Annotated in this window: 24 protein-coding genes; 16 read left to right on the top strand and 8 right to left on the bottom strand. The window is 69.4% G+C overall.

What is annotated here, in order from left to right:
- Position 1 precedes the first annotated feature (1 nt).
- The 3 genes from K8638_RS22980 to K8638_RS22990 all read right to left on the bottom strand — a co-directional run bounded on the left by K8638_RS22980 (position 2) and on the right by K8638_RS22990 (position 1874).
- The gene (locus K8638_RS22980; RefSeq protein WP_223756738.1) at positions 2-538 is read right to left on the bottom strand and encodes a CBS domain-containing protein; all 537 of its coding nucleotides are present in this window, start codon (positions 536-538) and stop codon (positions 2-4) included.
- 161 nt (positions 539-699) lie between these two features.
- Positions 700-1245 (bottom strand): hypothetical protein, encoded by a 546-nt coding sequence (locus K8638_RS22985; protein ID WP_223756739.1) that lies wholly within the window; start codon positions 1243-1245, stop codon positions 700-702.
- A 17-nt stretch (positions 1246-1262) separates the two neighbouring features.
- Positions 1263-1874, bottom strand: a complete 612-nt coding sequence (locus K8638_RS22990; RefSeq protein ID WP_223756740.1) for a hypothetical protein — start codon at positions 1872-1874, stop codon at positions 1263-1265.
- Between the two features lie 300 nt (positions 1875-2174).
- On the opposite strand from K8638_RS22990, the gene K8638_RS22995 reads away from it, so the two are divergent.
- Together K8638_RS22995 and K8638_RS23000 are read left to right on the top strand one after the other, a co-directional pair.
- Positions 2175-3524 (top strand): hypothetical protein, encoded by a 1350-nt coding sequence (locus tag K8638_RS22995; RefSeq protein ID WP_223756741.1) that lies wholly within the window; start codon positions 2175-2177, stop codon positions 3522-3524.
- A gap of 18 nt (positions 3525-3542) precedes the next feature.
- Entirely contained in the window at positions 3543-5231 is a 1689-nt protein-coding gene (locus tag K8638_RS23000; RefSeq protein ID WP_223756742.1) for a lipopolysaccharide assembly protein LapB, read from the top strand.
- Between the two features lie 102 nt (positions 5232-5333).
- On the opposite strand, the gene K8638_RS23005 is transcribed toward K8638_RS23000, so the two are convergent.
- Genes K8638_RS23005 through K8638_RS23015 form a run of 3 tightly spaced genes read right to left on the bottom strand, consistent with a single transcriptional unit; the run spans position 5334 to position 7426 of the window.
- Positions 5334-5957: a hypothetical protein gene (locus tag K8638_RS23005; RefSeq protein ID WP_223756743.1), complete on the bottom strand. Its 624-nt coding sequence runs from the start codon at positions 5955-5957 to the stop codon at positions 5334-5336.
- Positions 5958-5974: 17 nt separating this feature from the next.
- A complete protein-coding gene (locus tag K8638_RS23010) occupies positions 5975-6397 on the bottom strand; it encodes a hypothetical protein (RefSeq protein WP_223756744.1) in 423 nt (140 codons plus the stop codon).
- A 30-nt stretch (positions 6398-6427) separates the two neighbouring features.
- Positions 6428-7426 carry a hypothetical protein gene (locus K8638_RS23015; protein WP_223756745.1) on the bottom strand — a complete coding sequence of 333 codons (999 nt, stop codon included), beginning with the start codon at positions 7424-7426 and terminating at the stop codon, positions 6428-6430.
- Positions 7427-7947: 521 nt separating this feature from the next.
- Here K8638_RS23015 and K8638_RS23020 point away from each other — a divergent pair.
- The 13 genes from K8638_RS23020 to K8638_RS23080 all read left to right on the top strand — a co-directional run bounded on the left by K8638_RS23020 (position 7948) and on the right by K8638_RS23080 (position 20427).
- On the top strand, positions 7948-8631 hold the full coding sequence (locus K8638_RS23020) for a carboxypeptidase-like regulatory domain-containing protein (protein ID WP_223756746.1): 684 nt from the start codon (positions 7948-7950) through the stop codon (positions 8629-8631).
- Position 8632: 1 nt separating this feature from the next.
- Complete coding sequence (locus K8638_RS23025; protein WP_223756747.1) at positions 8633-9811, top strand: phage tail sheath family protein; 1179 nt, start codon at positions 8633-8635, stop codon at positions 9809-9811.
- Positions 9804-10292: a phage tail protein gene (locus tag K8638_RS23030; RefSeq protein ID WP_223756748.1), complete on the top strand. Its 489-nt coding sequence runs from the start codon at positions 9804-9806 to the stop codon at positions 10290-10292. Before K8638_RS23025 ends, K8638_RS23030 begins: the two co-directional genes overlap by 8 nt.
- A gap of 916 nt (positions 10293-11208) precedes the next feature.
- Positions 11209-11580 carry a hypothetical protein gene (locus K8638_RS23035; RefSeq protein WP_223756749.1) on the top strand — a complete coding sequence of 124 codons (372 nt, stop codon included), beginning with the start codon at positions 11209-11211 and terminating at the stop codon, positions 11578-11580.
- Positions 11580-12323, top strand: a complete 744-nt coding sequence (locus K8638_RS23040) for a LysM peptidoglycan-binding domain-containing protein (RefSeq protein WP_223756750.1) — start codon at positions 11580-11582, stop codon at positions 12321-12323. Before K8638_RS23035 ends, K8638_RS23040 begins: the two co-directional genes overlap by 1 nt.
- Positions 12320-13834, top strand: coding sequence for a phage baseplate assembly protein V (locus K8638_RS23045; RefSeq protein WP_223756751.1), 1515 nt, complete (start codon positions 12320-12322; stop codon positions 13832-13834). Before K8638_RS23040 ends, K8638_RS23045 begins: the two co-directional genes overlap by 4 nt.
- Positions 13835-14176: a hypothetical protein gene (locus tag K8638_RS23050; protein WP_223756752.1), complete on the top strand. Its 342-nt coding sequence runs from the start codon at positions 13835-13837 to the stop codon at positions 14174-14176. It abuts the gene before it with no gap.
- Entirely contained in the window at positions 14173-14601 is a 429-nt protein-coding gene (locus tag K8638_RS23055) for a GPW/gp25 family protein (protein WP_223756753.1), read from the top strand. The genes K8638_RS23050 and K8638_RS23055 overlap by 4 nt, the downstream gene beginning before the upstream one ends.
- The gene (locus K8638_RS23060; protein WP_223756754.1) at positions 14598-17189 is read left to right on the top strand and encodes a putative baseplate assembly protein; all 2592 of its coding nucleotides are present in this window, start codon (positions 14598-14600) and stop codon (positions 17187-17189) included. The genes K8638_RS23055 and K8638_RS23060 overlap by 4 nt, the downstream gene beginning before the upstream one ends.
- Positions 17176-17691, top strand: a complete 516-nt coding sequence (locus K8638_RS23065; protein ID WP_223756755.1) for a phage tail protein — start codon at positions 17176-17178, stop codon at positions 17689-17691. Before K8638_RS23060 ends, K8638_RS23065 begins: the two co-directional genes overlap by 14 nt.
- Positions 17691-18782 carry a hypothetical protein gene (locus K8638_RS23070; protein WP_223756756.1) on the top strand — a complete coding sequence of 364 codons (1092 nt, stop codon included), beginning with the start codon at positions 17691-17693 and terminating at the stop codon, positions 18780-18782. The genes K8638_RS23065 and K8638_RS23070 overlap by 1 nt, the downstream gene beginning before the upstream one ends.
- 9 nt (positions 18783-18791) lie before the next feature.
- Positions 18792-19286 (top strand): hypothetical protein, encoded by a 495-nt coding sequence (locus tag K8638_RS23075; RefSeq protein ID WP_223756757.1) that lies wholly within the window; start codon positions 18792-18794, stop codon positions 19284-19286.
- Positions 19287-19398: 112 nt separating this feature from the next.
- The gene (locus K8638_RS23080; protein WP_223756758.1) at positions 19399-20427 is read left to right on the top strand and encodes a PD-(D/E)XK nuclease family protein; all 1029 of its coding nucleotides are present in this window, start codon (positions 19399-19401) and stop codon (positions 20425-20427) included.
- Between the two features lie 59 nt (positions 20428-20486).
- Here K8638_RS23080 and K8638_RS23085 read toward each other — a convergent pair whose 3' ends face one another.
- Positions 20487-21062 (bottom strand): hypothetical protein, encoded by a 576-nt coding sequence (locus tag K8638_RS23085; protein ID WP_223756759.1) that lies wholly within the window; start codon positions 21060-21062, stop codon positions 20487-20489.
- 319 nt (positions 21063-21381) lie between these two features.
- On the opposite strand from K8638_RS23085, the gene K8638_RS23090 reads away from it, so the two are divergent.
- Positions 21382-21855 carry a GNAT family N-acetyltransferase gene (locus tag K8638_RS23090; protein WP_223756760.1) on the top strand — a complete coding sequence of 158 codons (474 nt, stop codon included), beginning with the start codon at positions 21382-21384 and terminating at the stop codon, positions 21853-21855.
- A gap of 159 nt (positions 21856-22014) precedes the next feature.
- Here K8638_RS23090 and K8638_RS23095 read toward each other — a convergent pair whose 3' ends face one another.
- Positions 22015-22845, bottom strand: coding sequence for a hypothetical protein (locus K8638_RS23095; RefSeq protein WP_223756761.1), 831 nt, complete (start codon positions 22843-22845; stop codon positions 22015-22017).
- Between the last annotated feature and the right edge of the window lie 247 nt (positions 22846-23092).

Here is a 23092-nt window from a genome sequence, read left to right on the forward strand (position 1 = left end):
CTCAGCGCGTGCGCCGGCTCGCGGCCTTCTTCGCGGGGGCCTTGCGGGCGGGGCGCTTGCCGGCGGACTTCGCCTTGCGCGCGGCCGGACGGGCGGCCTTCTTCGGGGCGGCCTTGCGGGGGGCGGCCTTGCGCGCGGGCGTGGGGGCGGCCGGGCGGGTGAGGACGGCCTCCAGGGCGCGCAGCGCGTCCGTGGTGGTGAAGATGCCCAGCACGTGCGAGCCCTGGAGGACGACGGCCGAGCCGTACTTGTGGCGGCCCATCTCCCGCGCCACCTCGGCCAGGGGCGTGCCGGCCTCCACGGTGTAGCAGTCCTGGGACATGGCCTCCTCGACGATGACCTCCTTCGGGTCCACGTCCTTCAGCGTCTCGATGAGGTGCAAGTCCCTCTGGGAGACGAGCCCCGCCAGGCGCCCGCCCTCCAGCACCGGCAGGTGGCGGATGCCGTGTTCATTCATCACCCGGTGTGCCTCCACCAGCGGGCTCTTCAGCCCGATGGTGTGGACGGAACGGGTCATGAAGCTCTCGATGGTGTCCATGTGTCCTCCTGGCCCTCTGATGGGCTCCAGGGGTGGACATAGCAAGGCCCCGGCCAGTCCCGGATGGGGACTCGTGCCGGGGCCTGCTCGCGGAGTGTGCTCCTGGACACGCAGCCGCTGCGTGCCGGGGAGGCGAGGGCGCAACGGCTGCGCCCCGGGTGTCAGAACACCAGGTCGAAGTAGCTGGCCTTGGCGCGGATGCCGGCGCACGTCCGCAGGGTGGCCCGCCACTCCTGCGTGGGCAGCGAGCCCCGGGCCTCGAAGACGAAGTCCAGCTCCTCCTGGCGGGCCAGGTCGAGCAGGTCCACGGCGCCGCTGCCGCTGAGGCGGAGCGTCTGCGTGGCGGCGGCGCTGGTGCGGCGGTACTCGCCGATGAGGAGGGTGTCCTCGGTGCCGGGCCGGCGCACGGACACGCTGGCGCGCTCGATGCCGCTCAGGTCCGTGTTGGCCGTGACTTCGAAGACCTTGAGCCGCAGCTCGGTCTCCACGTCGGCCTCCTCGGGAATCGGGTCGGAGAAGTCACCCAGCGGGAAGGTGAGGGTCTGCTGGACGCTCGTGGTGCCGGGGAAGGCGGCGGGGAAGGCCACGTCGGGCTCCGCCTTGCAGATTTCCTCGGCCTCGGCCTCGATGAAGAAGAGCGAGTCGCAGCCGGTGGCGAGCAGCGCGGTGGCGGAGAGCAGCAGGGCGCGGAAGGAGGTCGTTCGCATGGTCGTCGTGCTCCTGCTCAGAAGAGGTAAAGGAGGAACCCCACCTTCACGGAGGGGACGGTGGCGCGCACGGCGAGGTTCCGGGCGGTGACGTCCGGGTCGTCCGTGGCGTCCTGGAGGAGGGCGCTCGCGTCATCCACGTTGAGCGCCACGTAGCTGAGCCCCAGGTGGAGGAAGAAGTTGAAGCGGCTGGCCGAGCCGACCTCGAGGCCGATGCTGCCGCTGACGTAGTCGTAGGTGACGTCCTTGATGGCGGCGGACGTGCGGCTCGGGGTGGCGCCGAGCCAGTCGACGACCTCGTTGTAGTCAGAGCCGAAGTAGTGCCCCGCCTCGGCGTTGAGGGAGGGGGCGATGAAGGTCTGGAAGGGGAGGATGCTGACGCCGCCGCGCAGGCCGAAGCTGAGGCTGTTGGTGGTGGGGCCCGCCTGGAGCCGCAGCCAGGGCAGCGGCCGCAGCACCGCGGACAGGCCCACGCCGTGCGGAGCGCCAGCGTCCAGCAGGAGTCCGAAGCGGCGGAGCTGGGGCTCCGCGCCGTCCTGCGCGTACGCGGGCACCGAGGCCGCGAGCGCCAGGAGGCAGGTCAGCAGCGTGCCATGCCGTCGTAGGAAGAGTGCCGTGCGTCGTCTCATCGGGGATGTCGTCGCCATCGTCATGGGAAGTTCCAGCGTGATTCTCCGGCCCGGGGGGCATCATCCGCGTGCTCGGGAGGAAAAGAGAAGCCACGTCGTGTAGTGGGGCCAACCCCGCGAAATCATGAGGTCCCGTATCGAGTAGGGGACATTTCCGGGGCCCTGGTCGCGGGACTCGAACTCGTCAGGAGCGCGCCCGTTTGGTACGAGGGGGCGTGACTCTGGTGGGCAGGCGGGGAGGCGTACGCTGCTCCTACGTCCCGCACCAGCGAACGAGAATTCCAGGGACGGAATCCCTTCATGAGCCAGGACTCGCTGCCGTTTCTCCGCAGTTTCTTCCGCGCGGTCACCGACCAGCCCATCGAGTTCGATGAGAAGGACTCGTCCAGGTACGTGCCCATCTACGAGGAGCCTCCCTTTTCCGTGCACGACCCGGTCAAGCTCCTGGCGCGCTCCATCGAGTTCTCTCTCGGCAGAAGCGTGCAGCTCTTCTCCGGTTTCCGTGGGAGCGGCAAGAGCACGGAACTCTACCGCCTACGTCAACATCTGACCGAGCGCGGCTACAAGGTGGTTCTTTGCGACATCGAGGACTATCTGAATCCGTCGCAAAGCATTGATGTCAGTGACTTCCTCATGGCGCTCGCTGGAGCCTTCGGTGAGAAGCTCAAGGAGGCGGGGTTCTTGAAGGGCGACCCCTCGCACGAAGGTTACTGGACGAGAGCCGTCAACTTCCTCAGTCGCACCGACGTCAATTTCTCGGAGCTGTCCGCCGGCATGTCTGGCGGAGGTGCTTCGGTCGGCTTGAAAGCCCAGCTCAAGAGTGACCCTTCCTTCCGCCAGAAGCTCCAGAAACACATGGCCGGACATCTTGGGGCTCTCGTCGGTGACGTGCGGCAATACATCGCGGAGTGTATCAGCCAGGTCAGGACTCAATGGGGGGCCGATACGGAAGTCGTCCTGTTGCTGGACTCCATGGAGCACATCCGTGGCACCTCGACCAATGCGGCTCAGGTCCAGGACTCGGTGGTGAACCTCTTCGTGGCCCATGCCGACAAGCTCCACTTCGATGACTTGCACGTCGTCTACACCATTCCACCATATCTGAAGGTACTGTATGCCAACCTCGGGACGCTCTACGCCCCTGGTGGCGTTCACGTGCTTCCAACCCTGAAGGTCTGCGACCGTGAGGGCAATGCCTATCAGGCGGGTATCGACTTTCTTGAACGTGTCATCTCCAATCGCGGCGACTGGCGTCGTTTGCTGGGACCCGACCGGGCGGCGCTTGATGAACTGGGCCGACTCTCCGGCGGGCACCTGAGAGACTACCTGCGGCTGTTCGCCGAGATCATCCGCAGAGCTGACACGCTGCCGGTTCCGGTCAGCACCATCGAGTCAGCAGTGGCCCAGGTCCGCTCCGAGTTTCTCCCCATTTCCGACAGTGACGCGGAGTGGCTCAACCTGATCGCCACCACCCATGACACGGCCCTGCGCGACCACTCGAAGCTGCATGACCTTGCCCGCTTCCTGGATACCCACCTGGCGCTCTGCTACCGCAATGGCATGGAGTGGTACGACGTGCACCCGCTTGTCCGCGAGGTCGTGAAGAAGCAAGCCTCCGAGGTCGCGGCGCGCGCGGCGCAGAAGAAGTAGCCAGGAAAGGTGAGCGGCATGCGTCCTCCCAGTGATGCGGACCTGGGGCCTGCGGGCGAAGCGGAGTGGCCGCGTTTGCGCAGGCAGGTCGAGTTCGCCGAGGGCTTCTGGCTTGGCTTCGTGTTCGCGGGCTCGCAGCGTCCGGTGGACGTGCTTCGGGCCCGCGTCGAGCGGCTCCTCCAGGGGCAGACACGCAGGTTCATGCGGCTTGTGCCTGCGACACCGGACGAACTCGTGGAGGTGCTCCCAAGGCTTCTTGAGCACTCCTCTGAGCATGTGGGTTGCATCTGGATTGAAGCCCTGACGCTGGACCCTGATGGTGTCGAACCCAAGCCCTGGCAGGACGCGTGGCTGAAGCTCGTTTCTCGCTTGAACGAGCGCCGGGATGCAGTGCGTCGCCACCTCCATGGGGGGCTGGTCCTGGTCGCTCCCTACGAGTTGAAGCCTCTTGTCCGTGAGGTGGCAATTGATCTCTGGTCGGTGCGGGCGCTTGTCATTGAGCTTCCTCCCATCGCGGAGCGGCAGGAACTCCCGGGTGAAAGAGTGCATGAAGTCTTGCCCCCGGCTGTTGTCGTCGAGGGGGAGGTAGACGCATTTCTGGCCGCCAGCGAAACTCAACGCCTCCTCAGAAAGGCATCGGGAGGATATCCGTCCGAACTCCGCGCTCTTCTCCAGGCAGTGGATGAGTTTCTTGCGTCTGGGCGACCAGGTGAAGCGCTTGATGCAGCGTGGCGTGCGCGAGAAGCAATGCGTGCGGCGCCTCGGAGCCAGTCAGCCAATGAGGCAGCCGCACTCTTCGCCTTGGTGAGAGCTGAGACAGCTCATGGTGACTCAGCGGCTGCGACGGATCACATTGCCGAAGCCATAAAGCTCCTGGGTAGAGGAGACAACCAGCAGCGTATCGCTTTGCTGGACGAAATGGGACGGCTTGCTCTGAAGCGTGGCGCCATTCAGGAAGCCAGCTTGGCATATGAGGAGTCGCTGGCCCTCCGGCACCGCCTGCGCGAGGCCCTCGGCGACACCCCCGAGGCGCTGCGCGACCTCTCCATTTCCCTCAACAGGGTGGGCGACGACGAGGAGTCGCTGGCCCTCCGGCGCCGCCTGCGCGAGGCCCTCGGCGACACCCCCGAGGCGCTGCGCGACCTCTCCATTTCCCTCAACAGGGTGGGCGACGTGCGCCGGGCCCAGGGCCAGCTGGCCGCCGCGGCCTCGGCCTACGAGGAGTCGCTGGCCCTCAGCCGCCGCCTGCGCGAGGCCCTCGGCGACACCCCCGAGGCGCTGCGCGACCTCTCCGTCTCCCTCAACAAGGTGGGCGACGTGCGCCAGGCCCAGGGCCAGCTGGCCGCCGCGGCCTCGGCCTACGAGGAGTCGCTGGCCCTCAGCCGCCGCCTGCGCGAGGCCCTCGGCGACACCCCCGAGGTACTGCGCGACCTCTTCATCTCCCTCAACAGGGTGGGCGACGTGCGCCGGGCCCAGGAGCAGGTTGCTGGCGCAGCAGCCGCGTATGAGGAATCACTCGTGTGTTGCCGTAAGTACCACCACCTGCTCGGCAGTACACCGGACTCACTGCAAGACCTCACCCATGCTCTTGACGCCGCGGCTCAGGCTCGTGCGGCACTTGGGGATGACGACGGTGCCGCAGCCGCGCGCCAAGAGGCGCAAGCAATACGCGACCAGCTTGAAGCATTGTGCGCTCCTGGCGATTGATTCTCTTCTGGGAATTCGGTTGACGGGCGGGTTGTTTCTCAAGAGGAGGAGATTGCGCGGGAGCCGCTCAGTGGGAAGCCCGCGGGGCCTACAGAAGAGCCATTACTCCGCGCTTTTCAACGTCTGGATGATGCCTTGCTCGTTGTAGATGGTGCCGGTGGGGATGAAATCGCCATCGCGGCGTACCGTAACGACTCGGCTGAATCCGACATAGGTATACACAGTGCAGGCGCCGGAGGGCTCCAGGGAGAAGACCAGGGTGTCTGGCCACCAGCTCTCGCCCGCGGTCTGACTGAAGAAGTGCGTTGGGCGCCAATACTCAGGGTTGGTTTTGCTTCCACCGAGCACGCCTCCCAGGAAAAGCACCTCCTTCCTATCCGGCTCGACAGGGTCTCGAGGCAGATCGCACGTTCGCTCTGGAGCGCCAGGCGTGCCTTTGACCGGGGAGATGTGGCTGAAGAACCACTTGGAGCCCTGGGTCTCATCTGAGAAGTACGTTGCGCAGTAGCCCAATGGCCGCTCTCCCTGTGCGATGTTGAGCATTGTGTCGCAGGCCGCATCCACCATGTCGTCGATGTCGTCATGCGGACCAACGATACGACCCTCGTAACGCACCGGCTTCATGGGCTCGTCATGCACACGGATGCCGAGGTCGGGGGAGCTGGTTGTTGCGCAGCTTATGGCGCCTCCGAGTGCCAGTGGTGCAACCCTCTTGAGCGCTTTCATGTCATCGCCCCTTTGTCTCAGCGGACTCCTAGAACCCGGCCCATGTTGTCAACTGCGTATACGGCTCCGCCATCGAGAATCTCGTCTTCGAGACCGCATCGCTTCAGATCGGGGATGAACGCCACGAAGTAGAGAGTGTCGCTGGCCTTGAGGATGAGTGTTTCGTATGTGCTGCGGCGTGATAGGCATTGGGCCACGCGCTTGTTCTTCGCGTTGGTCTTGACCTCGGAGCCCGGAGGGAGGAATTCGGTCATGGCGACCTCCAGGGCGGCGGCCATGGGCCCCGTCAGATGAATGCCGTCCTCGAACGAATCTGGGAACTCCACGCGCGCAGCTTCTTCAGGAGGCGCTCGCTCGGCCTTGGGGAGCTTGTGGTAGCCGAACAGCGAACAGGCGGTAAGAGGGAGGGCGAGGAGCGCGGTAATGAGGGCTCGATTCATGATATTCTCATTGGCTGGCAAAGGGGAATTTCAGGGGAGCCAGTCTTGTCCTTCAAACTTCTCGAAGGCGCCCCATTTGCCTGTTGCCTTGCCGATAGGAACCCAGGCTCCCTCTCTGAGCGCATGGACGAGACGATTGGAGTAATTGTATCTGTAGGAGAAACATACGCCGAGCTTGTTCTTGTGGAACACGTAGAGGTGGCGCTCCCAGATGCGGCCCGTGCGCTTCTCCTGAATCTTTGAGACTCCATGCGGAGACCAGCCAGCGGGCCGGCCAGCTCCCATGTCCTGGGCGGAGAACTCTCGGTTGTGAGGATGGCTATGTGCGGGGCCCAGAATGAGTATCTCTTTCTGGGTCGGGGCGTTGATGGTCATTGGGACGGTGCAGTGTTTGATTCCGTCAGGGCCGTCGCCGCCGATGTCGGATAGATAGCTGAGGTAGTATTTCTGTGTTTCGACCGCAAAGTAGTGGAGCGCGCAGTATTCCTTTCCAAGTCTGCCGTGGCCTGCGTCGGCTCCAGGTTGATTGCCCAGCAGTTCGCATGCATGGGCGGCGAGTTCCTCTGAGGTGTCGAAGGGGCCCGCTAGTGGGCCATCGACCTCGAGTATCCCACTGTCAAGCTCTCGCACCTTGATGTGCGGATTTGGTGCTGAGCAAGCCGAGCCGAGTTGCATCAATAGAAGGAGCAGTCCTGCTTGGTAAGAGAAGGAGCGCGTGTCCCCCGGTGACCACGGAGGGCCCGCGCAGGTCCTCGTCGCCACCTTCGCCGCAGACCTCGGCGGCCCGCGCATGGTTGGGGAGTCTTCGCAGGAGCTGCCGCTGGCCTTCTCGGCTTCCTCGAACAGAACCTTCATTCGCTTCATGCAGGCCGTCTCGCCGTCTTCGTCGAGCTTCCGCTTCGCGTCCTCCCTGTCGTTGATGACGTCCCTGCGGCAGCCGTCGTGGCCGCTCCCGTCCAGGCTCTCCTGCTGGTAGGTGCAGGGGTGGCATGGCCAGGTGCTCGGAGCGCGCCTCGAAGGTCTCACCATGACTTCCTCTTCAACAGAGGAGAATAGAAGAAGACGGCCCGCGCAACTGCTGCTTCCAGGTGGGCCGGCAGGGCCTGCCGGCGTAGGGTGTCCTCCGACCCGGGGCAGGTCCAGTCGTCATGAGCGGAGAGGCCATGCAGTCGTTCAGACCGAGGTGGAGGCCGGCACTTCCCGGCGGGACCGGATGCATACAGCGCTGCGGTACGGGCGCAGCGGGGAACTGGCCCGGAAGCTGCCGGAGTGGGGGTGCTCTTCGCTCAGGTGCAGGCAGGTCCCGAGGGAGCGGAGCAGCTGGTGATGCTCATCCGTTACCCGCTGATGGTGGGGGAGAAGGGGACGCGTGAGGCGGCCGGGTTCGCAAGCAGGGCCACACCCCTCCCGCACGCCTGTTGAAGTCCTGACGTGACACCTCCCCCCGGGTCACTTACGGCCCCCGCACCACGGTGACACCTTGCGAGCCCGGAATTCCGGCAGCAAGACGCCGCCCGTGAGCTCCGGCCCAGGACCCTGGGGGGGACCGGATGATCGACGAAGTCGATCAGCGATTGAAGGCATGGGTGAGCCGCATCGCCGGTGAGGTCCCCGTGTTCCTCGGGGTGCCTGACCGCGAGTCCCTGGAGAAGGGCGTATGCCTCTATCTGCTCGAGCTGGGTCCCGCTCCGCCCGCGCGCGGCGGCACCCGTCCTCCACTGCAAATCTCCGTCTGCTACCTCGTCACCACCGGTGCCGAGTCCCCCGAGCGAGCGCACCGGCTGCTGGGCGAGCTGGTCTTCGCGGCCATGGAGGAGTCGGACTTCGAGGTGGACCTCACCCCCGTGGCCACCACCGTGTGGGCGGGGCTGCGAGTCGCGCCACGTCCCGGCTTCCGCCTGCGCGTGCCGGTGCGCCGCGAGCGCCCGCAGCCCGTCGTCCACCGCGTCCGCTTCCCCCTCGTGGCCCAGTCCGTCCCGGCCGAGGTGTTGCTCGGCTGCGTGGTGGGGCCCGGCGACATTCCGATTCCGGGCGCGCTGGTGGAACTGCCTGCGCTGAAGCTCACGACGCGCACGGATGCCAGGGGTTGTTTTCGTTTTCCCCGCGTGCCGCCAGTGGCCACGCTGGGGCGGCTGGAAGTGCGGGCGAAGGGGGAGGTGCTCGCTCTGGGACCGGAGGCGCTCGCCGCCGAGCCACAGCCGCTGCTCATTCGCCTGCCGCTGAAGGAGGAGTGACGTGCCGAACTACCTGACGCCCGGCGTCTACGTGGAGGAGGTTCCCAGTGGGACACGCTCCATCCAGGGCGTGGGCACCACCACCGCGGCCTTCGTGGGCCGCGCGCCCGCCGCGGACGCCCGCTTGCATGAAGCCGTGGCCGTCAACGGCTGGGCCCAGTTCGTGAAGGAGTTCGCCCCACCCGGGACGCCGGGCACGCCGCTGGCGCGCGCCGTGTACGGCTTCTTCGAGAACGGCGGCCGGCGCTGCTTCATCGTCAACATCGGCGACAGCGAGAGCCTCATCGGCGATGCACGCAAGCGCCAGGGCGTGGCCGTGCTGGAGGAGGTGAGCGAGGTGGCCATGGTGGCCGCTCCCGGCTTCACCAGTGCCGCGGCCTGGGACGCGCTGCTGTCCCACTGCGAGAAGATGCGCGACCGCTTCGCGCTGCTCGACGCCCCCGAGGACGTGGACGACGTGGGGCGCCTCACCAAGGTGTCCACCGGCGAAGAGCGCGGCGGCCTCCGTCCACGCAACTCCGACCAGGGCTACGGCGCCTTCTACTACCCGTGGTTCTCCACGCCGGACCCGCTCGGGGACGGGAAGACGCTCGTCAACGTGCCGCCGTCCGGCCACATGGCGGGCATCTACGCGCGCACCGACGTCACGCGCGGCGTTCACAAGGCGCCCGCCAACGAGGTGGTGCGCGGCGCCCTGCGGTTGGTGCGCGACGTGACGCCGGAGGAGCAGGGCGAGCTCAACCAGGTGGGCGTCAACTGCATCCGCTACTTCCCGCGCGGCGGCATCCGCGTGTGGGGCGCCCGCACGGTGGCCGATGCCGCCAGCGAGTGGCGCTACATCAACGTGCGCCGGCTCTTCAACTTCGTGGAGGAGTCCATCGCCCTGGGCACCAACTGGACGGTGTTCGAGCCGAACGACGCCTCGCTGTGGAAGTCCATCAAGCGTGACGTGAGCGCGTTCCTGCTGCGGCTGTGGCGGGACGGGGCGCTGATGGGACGCACGCCGGCGGAGGCGTTCTTCGTGCAGTGCGACGAGCAGACGAACACGCCGGAGACCATCGACGCGGGGCAGGTGTTCGCCGTCATCGGCCTGGCGCCGGTGAAGCCCGCGGAGTTCATCATCTTCCGCATCGGCCAGCACGCGGGCGGCGCGGAAGTGGAGGAGGTGTCCAATGGCTGATGCCAAGGCTCCCGAGGCGCCGCCGCCGGAGCAGGAAGCGGGCGCGCAGCCCGGCGCGCTGGTGGACCCGTTCCGCGCGTACAACTTCAAGCTGCTCATCGACGGGGTGAGCGAGGGGCACTTCACGCAGTGCACCGGCCTCCAGGTGAAGGTGTCCGCGCTGCACTTCCGCGAGGGCGGCGCCGGCCCCGTGGTGCGCCGGCTGCCCGGCCCCGTCTCCTACGGGGACGTGACGCTGCGCTACGGGCTCACCTCGTCACCGGAGCTGTGGGCCTGGTTCCTCGCGTCGGTGAATGGCGTGCCCCAGCGGAAGAACGTCTCCGTCCTCATGCTGGACATCGACGGGGTGACGGAGCGCCTGCGCTGGAACCTCAACGAGGCCTGGCCGACGGAGTGGAAGGCCCATCCGCTGGACGCGCTGGGCCAGCAGATTGCCATCGACTCGCTCACGCTGGTCTTCGAGTCCATCTCCCGTGGCTGAGCGCACCCCTACACGCGGGCGCGCCGCCTGGGTTCGCGCCATGGCCCGGAGGATGAAGGCGTGGGCCGACTCCGTGCTCGCCGAAGAGGCGCCGCCCGGGCCCGACGCCCCGTCCGCGCGGGCACGCTCCGAGGAGGCCCCCCCGGACGCCGCTCCGGCCTCCCGGAACACGGTGGCCGCGCCCTCGGGGCCGGCCTTCCCACCGTCCGTCCCGGCGGGGAGCCACGACGGCCCACCGGAGCACTGGCTCCGGGACATCCAGGCGCGCCAGAAGGGGCCTCCCGCGGACTGGCTGGCGCGGGTGAGGAAGGGCGCGCCACGGCTCCTGGAGGGGCTTGCGCGTGAGGACCTCGGGGCCGCGGTGCCTCCCAGCCCGATTGCCATGAGGCCCCCCATGCCGGAGGAGGGCGGGCGCGTGTCCCCTGAGGCGCCGCCGCCCTCCTCTCGCCCGCCGGAGCGCGAGGCGCGTCGCGTGGCGCGGCCGATGGCTCCTCGACGCTCGCAGGGAGCGGAAGCGGGTGGAGAGGTGCGTGTGCCCCCGGTGTCTGCCCACGAGCTCCGTGAAGCCGAGGCTTCAGCGTCGCGACTTCCTCCGTCCCAGGCCGAGTGGGCCCGTCCAACGATTCCGGAGCCCGTGCCGGTGCCGCCAGTGCCGCCTGATTCATGGGGGCTCGGACCGGAGATGCTCGCCGCCTTCCGGGCGCCTTCCGCTTCTCCGGCGCGACGTTCGCAGCGGGCGGAGTCTCACCGGCCCGCCGCATCGCCCCCTGGTGCCCGCGGGGGCGAAACGAACGTGGTGGCCACTCCGCCCCCTCGCCCTCCCTGGAGTGAGCTGCCTCCCTTCGCGGATGGACCCTCCACGCCCCAGCTGCGCGCCGTTCCTTCATTGCCCCTGACGGAGGAGCCCGAGGCACCGGTGCCCGAGAAGCCGCTGCCGACCTCCGGGCTGCCCCGGATGCGGCTCCTCTTCCTCGACGGAGAGCCCGTCTCCACGCCCGAGCCCCGGGAGTCGCACCCCCGCGCCGCCATCCCGGCGGATGACGGTACGTGGGCCGGGGGCCAGTCCCTCATGGCCTGGGCACCGCGCGAGGTGGAAGCGCCTGCTCGGCTCGCCTTCCCCCATTGGGAGACCGCGCTGCATCCATCCGAGAGCACGCCCGTCTCCAGCGTCCCGGGGACGTGGCCCGAGCTTCCTCCCGCGCCTCGGGCGGAGAGCGACGAGGCGGTGGTGGAGCTGCGCGAGTGGGAGCGGCTCCGGCGGCTGGACCGTGAACAGCGAGGCGAGTGATGGAGCGCGTGGCCTTCCTCATCGAGCCCGGCGGGGAGCGCATCGGGTGCCTGCTGAACCCGGAGACGCTCGTCATGCGCCGCGTGGCGGGACTGCGGCCGAGGCGCGCGCTGGGCGGCTCGCTGCCGTGGGGCGGTCCCGGAGACGACCCGCTCCTCTTCACGGGCGGGGGAACCACGGAGCTGACGCTGGACCTGCTCTTCGACGTGGCGCTCTCCGGCTCCTCGCTCCAGACGGAGGACGTGCGCGAGCTCACCGAGCCGCTGTGGCGGCTGGCGGAGAACGGCCTGAGCGAGGACGGCCGCATGCGGCCCTCGCTGGCGCGGATGGTCTGGGGCAAGCGCGGCAACTACCTCGGCGTGGTGGCCGCCGTGGCCGAGCGCCTGGAGGACTTCGCCTCCACCGGCGCGCCCCGCCGCTCGTGGCTGCGCATGCGCCTGCTGCGCGTGGAGGACGAGGCCGGCCCCAGGGAGCCCGTGGCCGAGCAGGAGCTTCCGGATCCGGAGGCGGTGGCCGCGGCGCTGGGGCCGGAGGACTACGAGGCGCACACGGTGCTCGGCGCGGCCGAGGAGGAGGGTGCACCCTCCGGGCAGCGCCTGGATGAAATCGCGTACCAGCGTTATGGCGACCCGTCGCTGTGGCGGCTCATCGCCGCGCTCAACGGCGTGGCGGACCCGCACGACCTTCCGGCGGGGCTGGTGCTGCGGCTGCCCACGGCCGAGGCGCTCCGGAGGGTGCTGTGAGCCACCTGCGTGGACTGCCGGAGCTGCGCATCGAGGCCGGGGGCACACCCCTGCCCGTGGCTGACTTGCGGAGCCTGTCCTCCGTGCGCGTGCGGCAGCGGCTGGCCGTGCCCGCGCAGTGCGAGCTGACCTTCACCGACCCTCGCGGCCCGCTGGCCTCGTCGGCCATTCCCCCGGGCTCGTCCCTCCGCGTCGTGGCCGCGGGCGCGGAGGACCTCTTCTCCGGCGAGGTGACGGCCGTGGAGTACGTCCACGCCACGGGCGGCGCGCGCGAGGTGCGGGTGCGCGGCTATGACTTGCTCCACCGCCTGCGCAAGCGCCAGCCGGTGCGCGCGCACGTGCAGGTGACGCTGGAGGACCTGGCGCGTGAGATGGGGTCGGGGCTGGGCGTCTCCGTCCAGGTGGCGGCGCCCGGGCCGCTGTGGCGCCACCTCATCCAGCACGGGCAGTCCGACCTCGAGTTCCTGGTGGAGCACGCGGACCGCTGTGGCCTCTACCCCGTGCTGTACGGCGACACGCTGCGGCTGATGACGCTGGAGGGGGACGGCTCGCCGGTGCCGCTGCTGCTCGGTGAGGCGCTGCTGGAGGCCACCGTGGAGGTGAACGGCGACGCCTCCTGCCGCGAGGTGTCCGCGGAGGGCTGGGACACGCAGCGCGCGGAGTCCCACGCCGGCCATGCGGAGCGGCCCCGGGTGGGGCGCGGCGTGGACGCGGAGGTGGAGCCGGGGAGCGTGGGTGGAGAGCCCAAGCGCTCGCTGGTGGACGAGGCGGCGGAGGGCATCCCCCACGTCGACGCCGCGGCCCAGGCGGAGCTGGACTACCGGAGCGCCCGCGAGGTGGTGCTCACCGCGGTGGCGGAGGGCGACGCGCGGCTGCGGCCGGGGGCTCGCGTGGACGTGCGCGGAGTGGCCCCCGCGGTGGCGGGCCGGTACGTGCTCACCGCCGTCACCCACCGCGTGGACGCACGCCACGGCTTCATCTCCGAGCTGTCCTCCGCGCCTCCGCCGCGCCGGACGCGCACCCGGGCCTCGGCGGTGACGCTGGGCGTGGTGAGCCGCGTGGACGACCCGGACGGCAAGGGGCGCGTGCGCGCCACGCTGCCGGCCTATGGCGGCGTGGAGACGGACTGGATGCAGGTGCTGGCGGCGGGCGGCGGCGCCGGCAAGGGGCTGATGCTGCTGCCGGACGTGGGGGACACGGTGCTGCTCGCGCTCGGCGGCGAGGACCCGGCGCGGGGCGTGGTGGTGGGGGGCCTCTATGGCACGGGCGGGCCTCCGGACGCGGGCGTGGAGGGCGGCGCGGTGCGGCGCTACACGCTGCTGACGGCGGGCGGGCACACGCTGCGGCTGGATGACAAGGAGCGCACGCTGCGGCTGGAGGACGCCACGGGCAGCTACCTGGAACTGGCGCCGGGCGGCGTGCGCCTGCACTCGAAGGTGCCGCTCGACCTCGAGGCACCCGGCCAGGACGTGGTCATCCGAGGGCGGTCCATCGACTTCCGGAGAGGCTGAATGCGCGTGCTGACCGTGGATGCGCTGGTGGTGTGCGCCCATGAACTGGGCCGGGTGGGGCTCATCCACTCGCAGCCGTTCGTGACGGTGGAGGGCCGGCCCGTGCTGGTGCGCGCGGACCCGGAGGGCCGCCCCATCGCCGGGTGTCCCAACATCGGCCCCACCATCAAACCGTGCACCAGCACGCTGGCGGTGCAGCAGGGCTACTCCACGCTGGTGACGATTGACGGCAAGCCCGTGTGCCTGGACTCGCTGACGGGGCTGACGGACGGCACCCCGCCCGGCACGGTGAAGTACAAGGTCAACGCCCCCGGGCAGACGTTGGTGACGGAGGCCGGATGAGCGCCCCCCGCTACCGCACCTGGCACTTCGCGCACCCGGACTTCGAGATGCTGGAGCGCTCCGGCCTGCGTCTGGCCCCCACCGGCCGGGCGGAGATGGTGGAGGAGCACGCCTCCATCCGCCAGGCGGTGTTGCTGCTGCTCACCACCACCCCCGGCGAGCGTGTCATGCGTCCCGACTATGGCTGCGAGCTGCACCGGCTGCTGTTCGCCAACAACGACGACACCACCGCCGGCCTCGCCATCCACTACGTGCGCCGCGCGCTGGAGCGCTGGGAGCCGCGCATCCAGGTCCTCCACCTGGACGCCACGCGGACGCCGGAGGACCCGCACCGCCTGGACGTCACGCTGGAGTACCGCGTGCGCGCCACCGGCCGCACCGAGCGGCTGGCCTATCCCTTCTCGCTCGCGGGAGGCCCGACATGACCTCGCTCCCGTCCCCACGCCTGGATGACCGCGGCTTCGCGCAGCTCGTGGAGCAGGCGCGCGCCCGCATCCAGGCCGCATGTCCGGATTGGACGGACCTCACGCCGCATGACCCGGGCATGGTGCTGGTGGAGGTGTTCGCCCACCTCACGGAGACGATGCTGTACCGGCTCAACCGGCTGCCGGAGAAGGCCTACGTGGAGTTCCTGCGCCTCCTCGGCGTGCGCCTCCAGCCACCGGCCGCCGCGTCGGTGCGGCTGCGCTTCACGCTGGTGCGCCCGGCCGAGCGGCCGGTGGAGGTGCCCCGCAGCACACCCGTCACCCTGGCGCGGGCCGGCGCGGGCGCGGAGCCCGTCGTCTTCCACACCGCGGACCCGGTGACGATTCCCGTGGGTGGCACGGAGGCGGAGGTGCTCGCCTACCACTGCGAGCAGGTGGACGCGGAGCTGGCGGGCCAGGGCACCGGCCAGCCGGGCCTCACCGTGCAGGCGAAGCGCCCGCCCATCGTCGCGCCCACCGGCGACTCGCTGGACCTGGTGGTGGGCGTGGAGGCGGCGCCCGGCGAACTGGACGCGCGCGCGCCGGCCCGCCGCCATGACGGCCGCACCTACCGCGTCTGGCGCGAGGTGGACAACTTCGCAGCGCTGGGCCCGGACGAGCCGGCCTACCTCGTGGACCGGATGACGGGGGTGATTACCTTCGCCCCGTCCGCGCGGCTGGCGAGCGAGGCCGGCGAGCTGGGCGAGGCGCGCGCGCTGGCGGCGGTGCCGGGCGCGGGGCGCGAAGTCCGCCTCTGGTACCGGCGCGGCGGTGGCGCCTCGGGCAACGTGGCCGCGGGCACGCTGGAGCTGCTCAAGGTGCCGATTCCGGGCGTGAAGGTGACCAACCCGAGCCCGGCCACGGGCGGCCGGCCCGCGGAGACGCTGGACAACGCGCTGCTGCGCGGGCCGCAGGAGCTGCACTCGTTGCGGAGGGCCGTCACGGCGGGGGACTTCGAGTTGCTGGCGCTGCGCAGCTCCGGCGCGGTGGCGCGCGCGAAGGCCGTCACCCTGGCGCAGCTCTGGGCGCACGCGCCCGCGGGCACGGTGGAGGTGCTGCTGGTGCCGCACCTGCCGCCGGAGGTGCAGGGCACCGCGGGTGAGGGAATCACCGAGGCCACCCTGCGCGTGCACGAGACGGAGGAGGCGCGCGCCCGCATCCACGCCGAGCTCGACGTGCGCCGGCCGCTGGGCACCATGTGTCACGTGGAGTGGGCGCGCTACAAGACGGTGCGCGTGCAGGCGCGCGTGGTGGCGCACCGCGAGGAGGACACCGCGGCCCTGCGCACGCGGCTCGTCGAGCGGCTCCACCGCATCCTGACGCCGCTGCCCTCCGCCTTGCAGCCGGAGGGCTGGCGCTTCGGCCAGGCGCTGCGGGCCTCGCACGTGTACGACGCGCTGCTGGCCGAGCCGGGCGTCAGCTACCTGGACCGGGTGCGCCTCATGGTGGACGAGGTGCCTCGCGAGGTGCGCACCCTGGCCGCGGACACCTTCCAGCCCGGCACGTTCTACGCGGGCGGAGGTGAGACGCTGTTCCGCACCGTCAACGACGCGGACGGCTGGGAGAAGGCGGGCCTCTTCCCCGGCGAGGAGGTGGACGCGGTGGAGGCGCACCCGCAGCGCGCCGGCTACGTGGCGGTGGCGGCGCGGCTGGTGAGCGACACGAAGCGCTCGCGCATCCACATCTCCTTCGACTGCGGCGAGACGTGGGAGCCGTACACGCACACGCTGGACGCGGTGGAGGACATCGCGTGGGCGGAGCGGGAAGGGGTGCCGGTGCTGCTGCTGGCCACGCGGGTGGGCCTCTTCGAGCTGGTGGCGCGCCCCGGCGCCACGCCCATCCAGGTGCTGGTGGACCCGGCCGCCCAGGACCTGGGCTTCTTCGCGGTGGCGGCCACCACGGACGTGCGCGGCGCCGTCAACGTGGCGGTGGCGGCCATGGGCACACGCGGCGTCTTCCTCTCCGCGGGCGGGGGACGCAGCGGCACCTTCCGCCCCATTGGCCCGCGCGGCGCGGACGTGCGGGTGCTGGAGGTGCAGCGGGACGGGCCGCGCTCCTTCCTCTGGGCGGGGCTGGCCGCCGCCAGCGGCGCGGACCCGGGCAAGGGCTGTCTGTGCTGGGAGTTGATGGGCAGCGCGGACCCGCCGGACGGGTGGCGGCCCTTCGACCGCGCCTGGGACGGCGGGAGCTGCCTCGCCCTGGCCTTCAGCGGCTCCACCGTGTACGCGGGCAGCCACCGCGTGGGCGTGCTGTGGCTGGATGCCAGCCGTCCGGGCGCGACCTGGCGCCGGCCCGAGGTGGGCAGCGGCCTGCCCCTGCGCGAGGCGGAGCGCCTCTTCCAGCCGGTGTACGCACTGGCCGCGTCTCCCAAGGGGGCGCCGCTGCTGGCCGGTGGCCCGGACGGCGTCTTCCGCAGGCCCGCCGGAAGCGAGCGCTACGAGCCCGTGTCCACGCGCGAGTTCACGGAGAAGGTGACGCTGCCTCCCACGTGGCTTCTCTGCTCCGGTGCCCATGAGCTGGAGGTGGTGACGGACCATGCGGAGCCCTGACATCCAGCGCCTGCTGCCCGGCGTCTTCCAGCGCACCGTCCAGCCCGGCTCGCCGCTGACGGCGCTGCTGGAGGTGATGGAGGTGCTGCACGCGCCCAGCGAGGCGGTGCTCGCGCGGCTGGAGTCGCACTTCGACCCGCGCCGGGCGCCGGACCGCTTCGTGCCCTTCCTCGCGCGCTGGGTGGGCATGGACCTGCCGGTGACGACGGGCCTGGGCCGCCTGCGTGAGCTGGTGGCCGCGGCCGTGGAGATTTCGCGCTGGCGCGGCACCGCGCGGGGGCTGCGCCTGTTCCTGACGACGGCCACCGGGCGCACGGACTTCCAGGTGGACGAGTCGGTGCCCGGCCCCGACGGGAGGCCGCGTCCCTTCCACGTGCGGGTGCGCGCGCCCGCGGAGGTGGCGGCCCACCGGCTGCTGCTGGAGCGCATCATCGAGCGGGAGAAGCCCGCCTACGTCACCTACGAGCTGCACTTCGAGCAGCCGGCCCAGGGAGCAGGCTGATGCCACGCGCCTTCGACATCACCGCAGTGACGGACTCCATCCGGCTGAACGCGGCGGGACAGGGAGAGGTGGCCTACACGGTGTCCAACGCGCTGCGCGCCCCCGTGCGCGCCCGGGCCTCGGTGGTGCCCGGCCCTGGCGCGAAGGCCGAGTGGTTCAGCATCGGAGGCGACGCGGAGCGGGACTTCGCTCCGGACGGCACGCAGCAGCTCACCGTGCAGGTCCGGGTGCCGCCGGGCACGCCCCCGGGCCGCCTCACCTTCCACCTGCTGGTGGTGGATGTGACCACGCCCGACGAGAACTATGCCGAGGGCCCCTCGACGGGCTTCGAGGTGGTGGCGGCGCCGCTTCCGAAGAAGCCCTTCCCCTGGCTCCTGGTGGCGCTGGCGGCGGGCGTCGTCCTCATCCTCGGGACGGTGATTGGCATCATCGCGACGCGTGATGGGGAAGAGGCGCCGAAGGTGGGCGAGCCCTGTCCGGAGGGGACGTGTGACAAGGGGCTGACCTGCACGGGGGCGGACGGGGGCGTGTGCCTCGTGGAGCGGGGGCAGCCCTGCGATGGAGGCACCCAGTGCCTCACCGGCTTCTGCGACCGGCAGGGCAAGTGCGAGCTGGCGCTGGGGCAGACCTGCACGGGTGACGAGAGCTGCCCGGGGCCGCTGAAGTGCACCCCCGTGCTCGGCTCGCGGCTGTGCCTGCTCAGGCCCGGGCAGGAGTGTGGGAGCGACCGGGACTGTTCCAGCTTCTTCTGCACGCCGGAGGGCCGGTGCAACCGGGATGACGGGCGCTGTGAGACGAACGAGCAGTGCCGCTCGCCGTCGCAGTGTGGGCCCACGAAGCTGTGCCAGCTTCCGAACGGGGAGCGGTGCACGGGGAACGAGGTCTGCCTCTCCGGCTTCTGCTCGAACACCTGTCAGGTGGCGCCGGTGGCGAGCTCGTGTCCCGCTCCCTGCCCCTTGTACAGCGTCTGTCGCTCGGGCGTGTGCGTCATCATCCGGGACCACCGCATCAACGAGAGCGTGTTGATGGGCTCCTCGCAGACGCTCCAGGGGATTCAGCAGCTCCAGATTCAGCAGAACATCCAGCCGTAACCGCGCGCCATGCCCGAGCTGAAGCCCATCCACGCGGTGCTCATCCTCGTCATCGTCGCGATTGTCGCGCTCTATGTGCTCGGCGTCGGCTTCGGGGCCACCAGCGAGTCGCCGCGGAGGACGAAGCCATCGGAGACCGCCCAGAAGCTGCGGGAGCGCTTCGTGAAGCCCCGCGCGGTGACGGCGGAGGAGCTGGACGTGGGGACGGGCTGCACCTTCACGAAGGGCATCCTGAGCCTGCGCGGCGCGGCCTCGTGTCAGGTGGACGTGAAGGCATCGGACACGAAGGTGCGCTCGCTGTCGCTGGAGCTGATTCCGGAGGTGGCCGCGCCGATGAAGGTGGAGCTGACGCCGCGCGGAAAGCCCTCGGTGCCGGCGACCTTCGACCCGCTGAAGGAGTCGAAGGCCGTGGATGTCATGGAGGAGGGGGCCGGCCTGAAGGTGACGTGCGAGGCCCCGCCGCAGGTGGCTTCCGGCTGTGCGCTGCGCCTGCTGCCGCAGTGAACATTTCCATGCCTGCTGAGCACTGAAGTGTATCCGAGTTGCGAGGGCACGGCGTAACGTGCACCAACGCCCAGCATGTTGGAGGGGCCCTCTGCGCGAGGAGGATAAAACAATGGCTGAGTCCAATTGGCCCGGTAACCCCGTCCTTGCAATTCTGGCAGGCAAGGAAGAAGACCGGTTCACTGAGTTCCTTGTCCATTTGCTCCAGGCACCGGAAGTCCTGCGCGCTTTTCTCAAGGATGCGTGCGGCCTGGACGTAACAGATGCCATGCTGAACTCCTTGCATGTCCGAACACAGGTGACGGTTGCCGGAGGCCGCCCCGACATCGCCATTCAAAGTCCAGACCTCTACTTCCTCTTCGAGGCCAAAGTTGGGTCATGGCTCCACGAGGATCAATTGGCTCCATACGCTGCCGCACTCCAAGATTGGAGCGCAGCTCACCCCGACGGCAAGGCACGACTCTTCATGCTAGCCCCTGGGCGGAACTTGAGGGAGTTGCGGCAGACTGTCCAGCGACAGCTCGGCAATGCAGAGGCGGCCCACATACTCAAGTGGGAGGAAGTGGCCGAGACGCTCAGGAGAGTGGCAGAGCAAGTTCACTCCCCGCGCCTTCGTGTCTACCTGCAGGACTTCAAGGAACTCGTCACCTATCGCTTGGGGGAGAACACTCGCCCCTTCACCGAAGAGGAAACGCGACTGCTGGCGGATCCGCTGGTGGCCAGCGCATTGAGGGCGGCTCGGCAACTGGTAGGTCGCATTGCAGCAGTGCTCCATGAGGAGCATGGGGGCGAAATCGATGTGGGCCGCCCCGTGTATGGTCCAGGATGGGACGGCTATACCCTGCGTTCAAAGGGACGATGGTGGTGGTTCGGGTTGTGGCTGGATGCATGGGTGACCGCCGGTGAGAGTTGCATCGTCCTTCAGGTCCCTGGTTTCCGACCTGACAAGCTGCCTGCGGAATTCACACACCCCCTGCAGTACTGGACGCTCAGAGGTGAGAAAGGCTGGGTTGTGCCAATGATACTCCGTGGCCGGGTCGACCCTGAGGAACTGGCCCGGGAGCACGCAGCGGAAGTGTATGCCTGGGTAACGAAGTTCCCTGAAAGTGGCGGGCTTCACTCTCCCATGCCGGAGGTGTGAGTGCGGCTGTTCGTGCGGTGAAGACGAGGGATGCCGCTCCAGAGGGCACGGGGCAAGATTCACTTTGCCTCAAGCAAGGCCCGCTCTAGAAGTTCCTGTGTCCCGAGCCTGCTTGCCCACTCTCGCAGGTACACGCCATCGAGGGTTCCAGCCGCGAGACGAAGGATTTGCACAACGTCTCGCCATTGGGTGCTGGAAACCTCACCGCCATCTCGGAACCACAGCAACTTGCGCAGTACGGAGTCCTCGGGGCTCTTGATGTAGAGCCCTCGGCCGTCGGGAGTCAGTACTATGCGGCGGCGACGCGAGAACTCACTCTGGTCGAAGGCGCCCGAGCGCAAGATGAAGAGGTCTACCTTCGTCACCGTTGGCTGGTGGAAGATGTTCCAGGAGCCCCGGCGCATGGCGGACTCTCGCAGTGATTCGATGTCGACCTCAAAGTCACTACCGAGGGCTTGCGCCAGCGGTTCGACCTGGGATGGCTTCAAGTCGAGCACGAAGTCGATGTCGTTGGTCGCCCGTGGCTCGCCTTGAAGGGAGCTGGCCAGACTGCCTCCAAGGAAGTAGCCCACCTGCACCTGCTCGAAGGACTCCGCGCACTGGAGCGCGACGAGGAGGACGGCTGGCTCGTTCATGACAGGAGCGCGGGGTGGGCGCCGAAGAGGCGGAGGGCCACCTGGCGGCCGTAGATGCGCTCGGTTAGCCGCACCCGCACCTCTGTCTCATCGGCGTTGGGAAATCGCTGACGAATGCCGGCCTCGGCCATCCACCGGACTGCCTGTGTCAGATCCGCTGCCTTGCGGAGCCTCTCCGCTGGAGACAGGCCTCGGAGCAGCTCGAAGTATCGCTCACGCTGCCGGGGGTCGGTGTCCTGGTCCATGCCGGAAATATAGCGCCTCCCCTGCCGGTGTGCTCCTCGTCGGGCCTGGTGATTGCAGTGGCCGCACCCCGACCATGGACCGTGTCCCATCAGCCGCACCCCACATTCCGTTCATCCGCCGGGCGGAGGGCCGCGACATTGCCGCCCTCGCCGCGCTCTACCAGTCGCTCGTGCCGGACAACCCGCGCATCCGCGTCCTTCCCGAGCGCGTGGAGGGCCTGCGCTCGGACCCCGCGAGCCTCCTCATCGTGGCCGAGGTGGCCGGGGAGGTGCGGGGTACGGTGTTCGTCACGCTGTGCGCGGACGTGATGTTCGGCGAGCGGCCCTACGCGGTGCTGGAGAACTTCGTCGTCGCCCCGGCGGCGCGGGGCCAGGGGCTGGGGACGCGGCTGCTGAGCCACGCCGAGGCGCTCTGCCGCGAGCATGCGTGCACCAAGATGATGCTGCTGAGCGCCGTGGGCCGCACCGACGCGCACCGGTTGTTCGAGCGGCTGGGATTCCGCGGCGACCTGAGCCGCGGCTTCAAGAAGTACCTCGGGAGGGGATGAAGACCCTGCACATCGACGTCGACATTCCCCGCCAGCGCCTCGTCCTGCATGACGGGGCGGGTGGGGTGGCCATGGACGTGTCCATCTCCAGCGCGAAGAACGGGCCGGGCGAGCAGCGTGGCAGCGGGTGCACTCCGCGCGGCTTGCACGTCATCCCGCTCAGGCAATGGCCACGCGCTTCAGGCGCAGCACCTTGACGATGGACACCAGCGCCCCCACCAGCAGCAGCACCGCCCAGATGAGGCCGAGGATGGCGACGATGATGGCGCCCACCGCGTCGGTGATGCTCACCAGGATGATGGGCACCAGGCCGTGGAGGAAGGACACCACGGCATTGGCCAGCAGGGACGTCAGGTAGAGCAGTACCAGCCCCTTGTTCTGCAGGAAGCGCTGGTGCGCGAGCACGAGGCACACGCCCGCCGCCAGCTTGAACAGCATCAGCAGCCCCAGCGTGCCGGCCGCGCCGCCCCGGTTGAAGAAGCCCCACACCGCCAGGTACGCGATGGTGCCGAACGGCACCGCGGCGAGCAGGGACACCATGGTGATGAGCAGGCCGATGGCGGCGAAGAGCAGCCCGATGCCGGTGAGCAGCGCCACGATGGAGCCAATCAGCGTGGCCAGCCCCTGCACACGGCCGTGGACGCGCTCGGGGATGATGAGGCTGGCGCCCATCAACGCCAGGGTGAGCAGCAGCAGCGCGTCCACCAGCGCGAGGTAGGGAATGCCCAGCCCGGGCGTGGGCGGGTTCTCCTTCTGCGTGCGGAGCACGTCGTCCATCTTCACGTCCTCGCCCTCGCACACCGACGCGTGCAGGGGGAGGCAGTCCTCGGGAAGCGCCGGCGGCGGTGGGGCACAGGGCGCAGTGCCCTTCAGCGCGGAGCAGTCCGGCGGCTTCTGGGGAAGGAGCGCGGGCGAGCCCACCTCCACGAGCACGGCGAGCACCAGCAGCACCAGGGCCGCGATGAAGAAGGGCGTTCGCAAGCGGTCCATGCCGCATCCCCCGGCGGGCGCGCGTGGGAGCAGCGCGCGCGGCGAGGATAAGCACGGCGAGGGCGGGCTCTGGAGGCGCGGTCTGCTTCGAGTGTCGAGGGGCGCACGGGCGGGGAGGGCGCGAGTGGCTGGAGCACGGCTCACACCCGGGATGCTCCGGGCGCATGTCCACCTCCGCACGGGGGACTGGCACGGCGGGGAGGGGCGAGGCACCCGTCCCGGAGGACTTGCGCCATCCGCTTGTCAC

Origin of the sequence: Myxococcus sp. RHSTA-1-4, from assembly GCF_020037125.1 — a bacterium.
GTDB lineage: Bacteria > Myxococcota > Myxococcia > Myxococcales > Myxococcaceae > Myxococcus.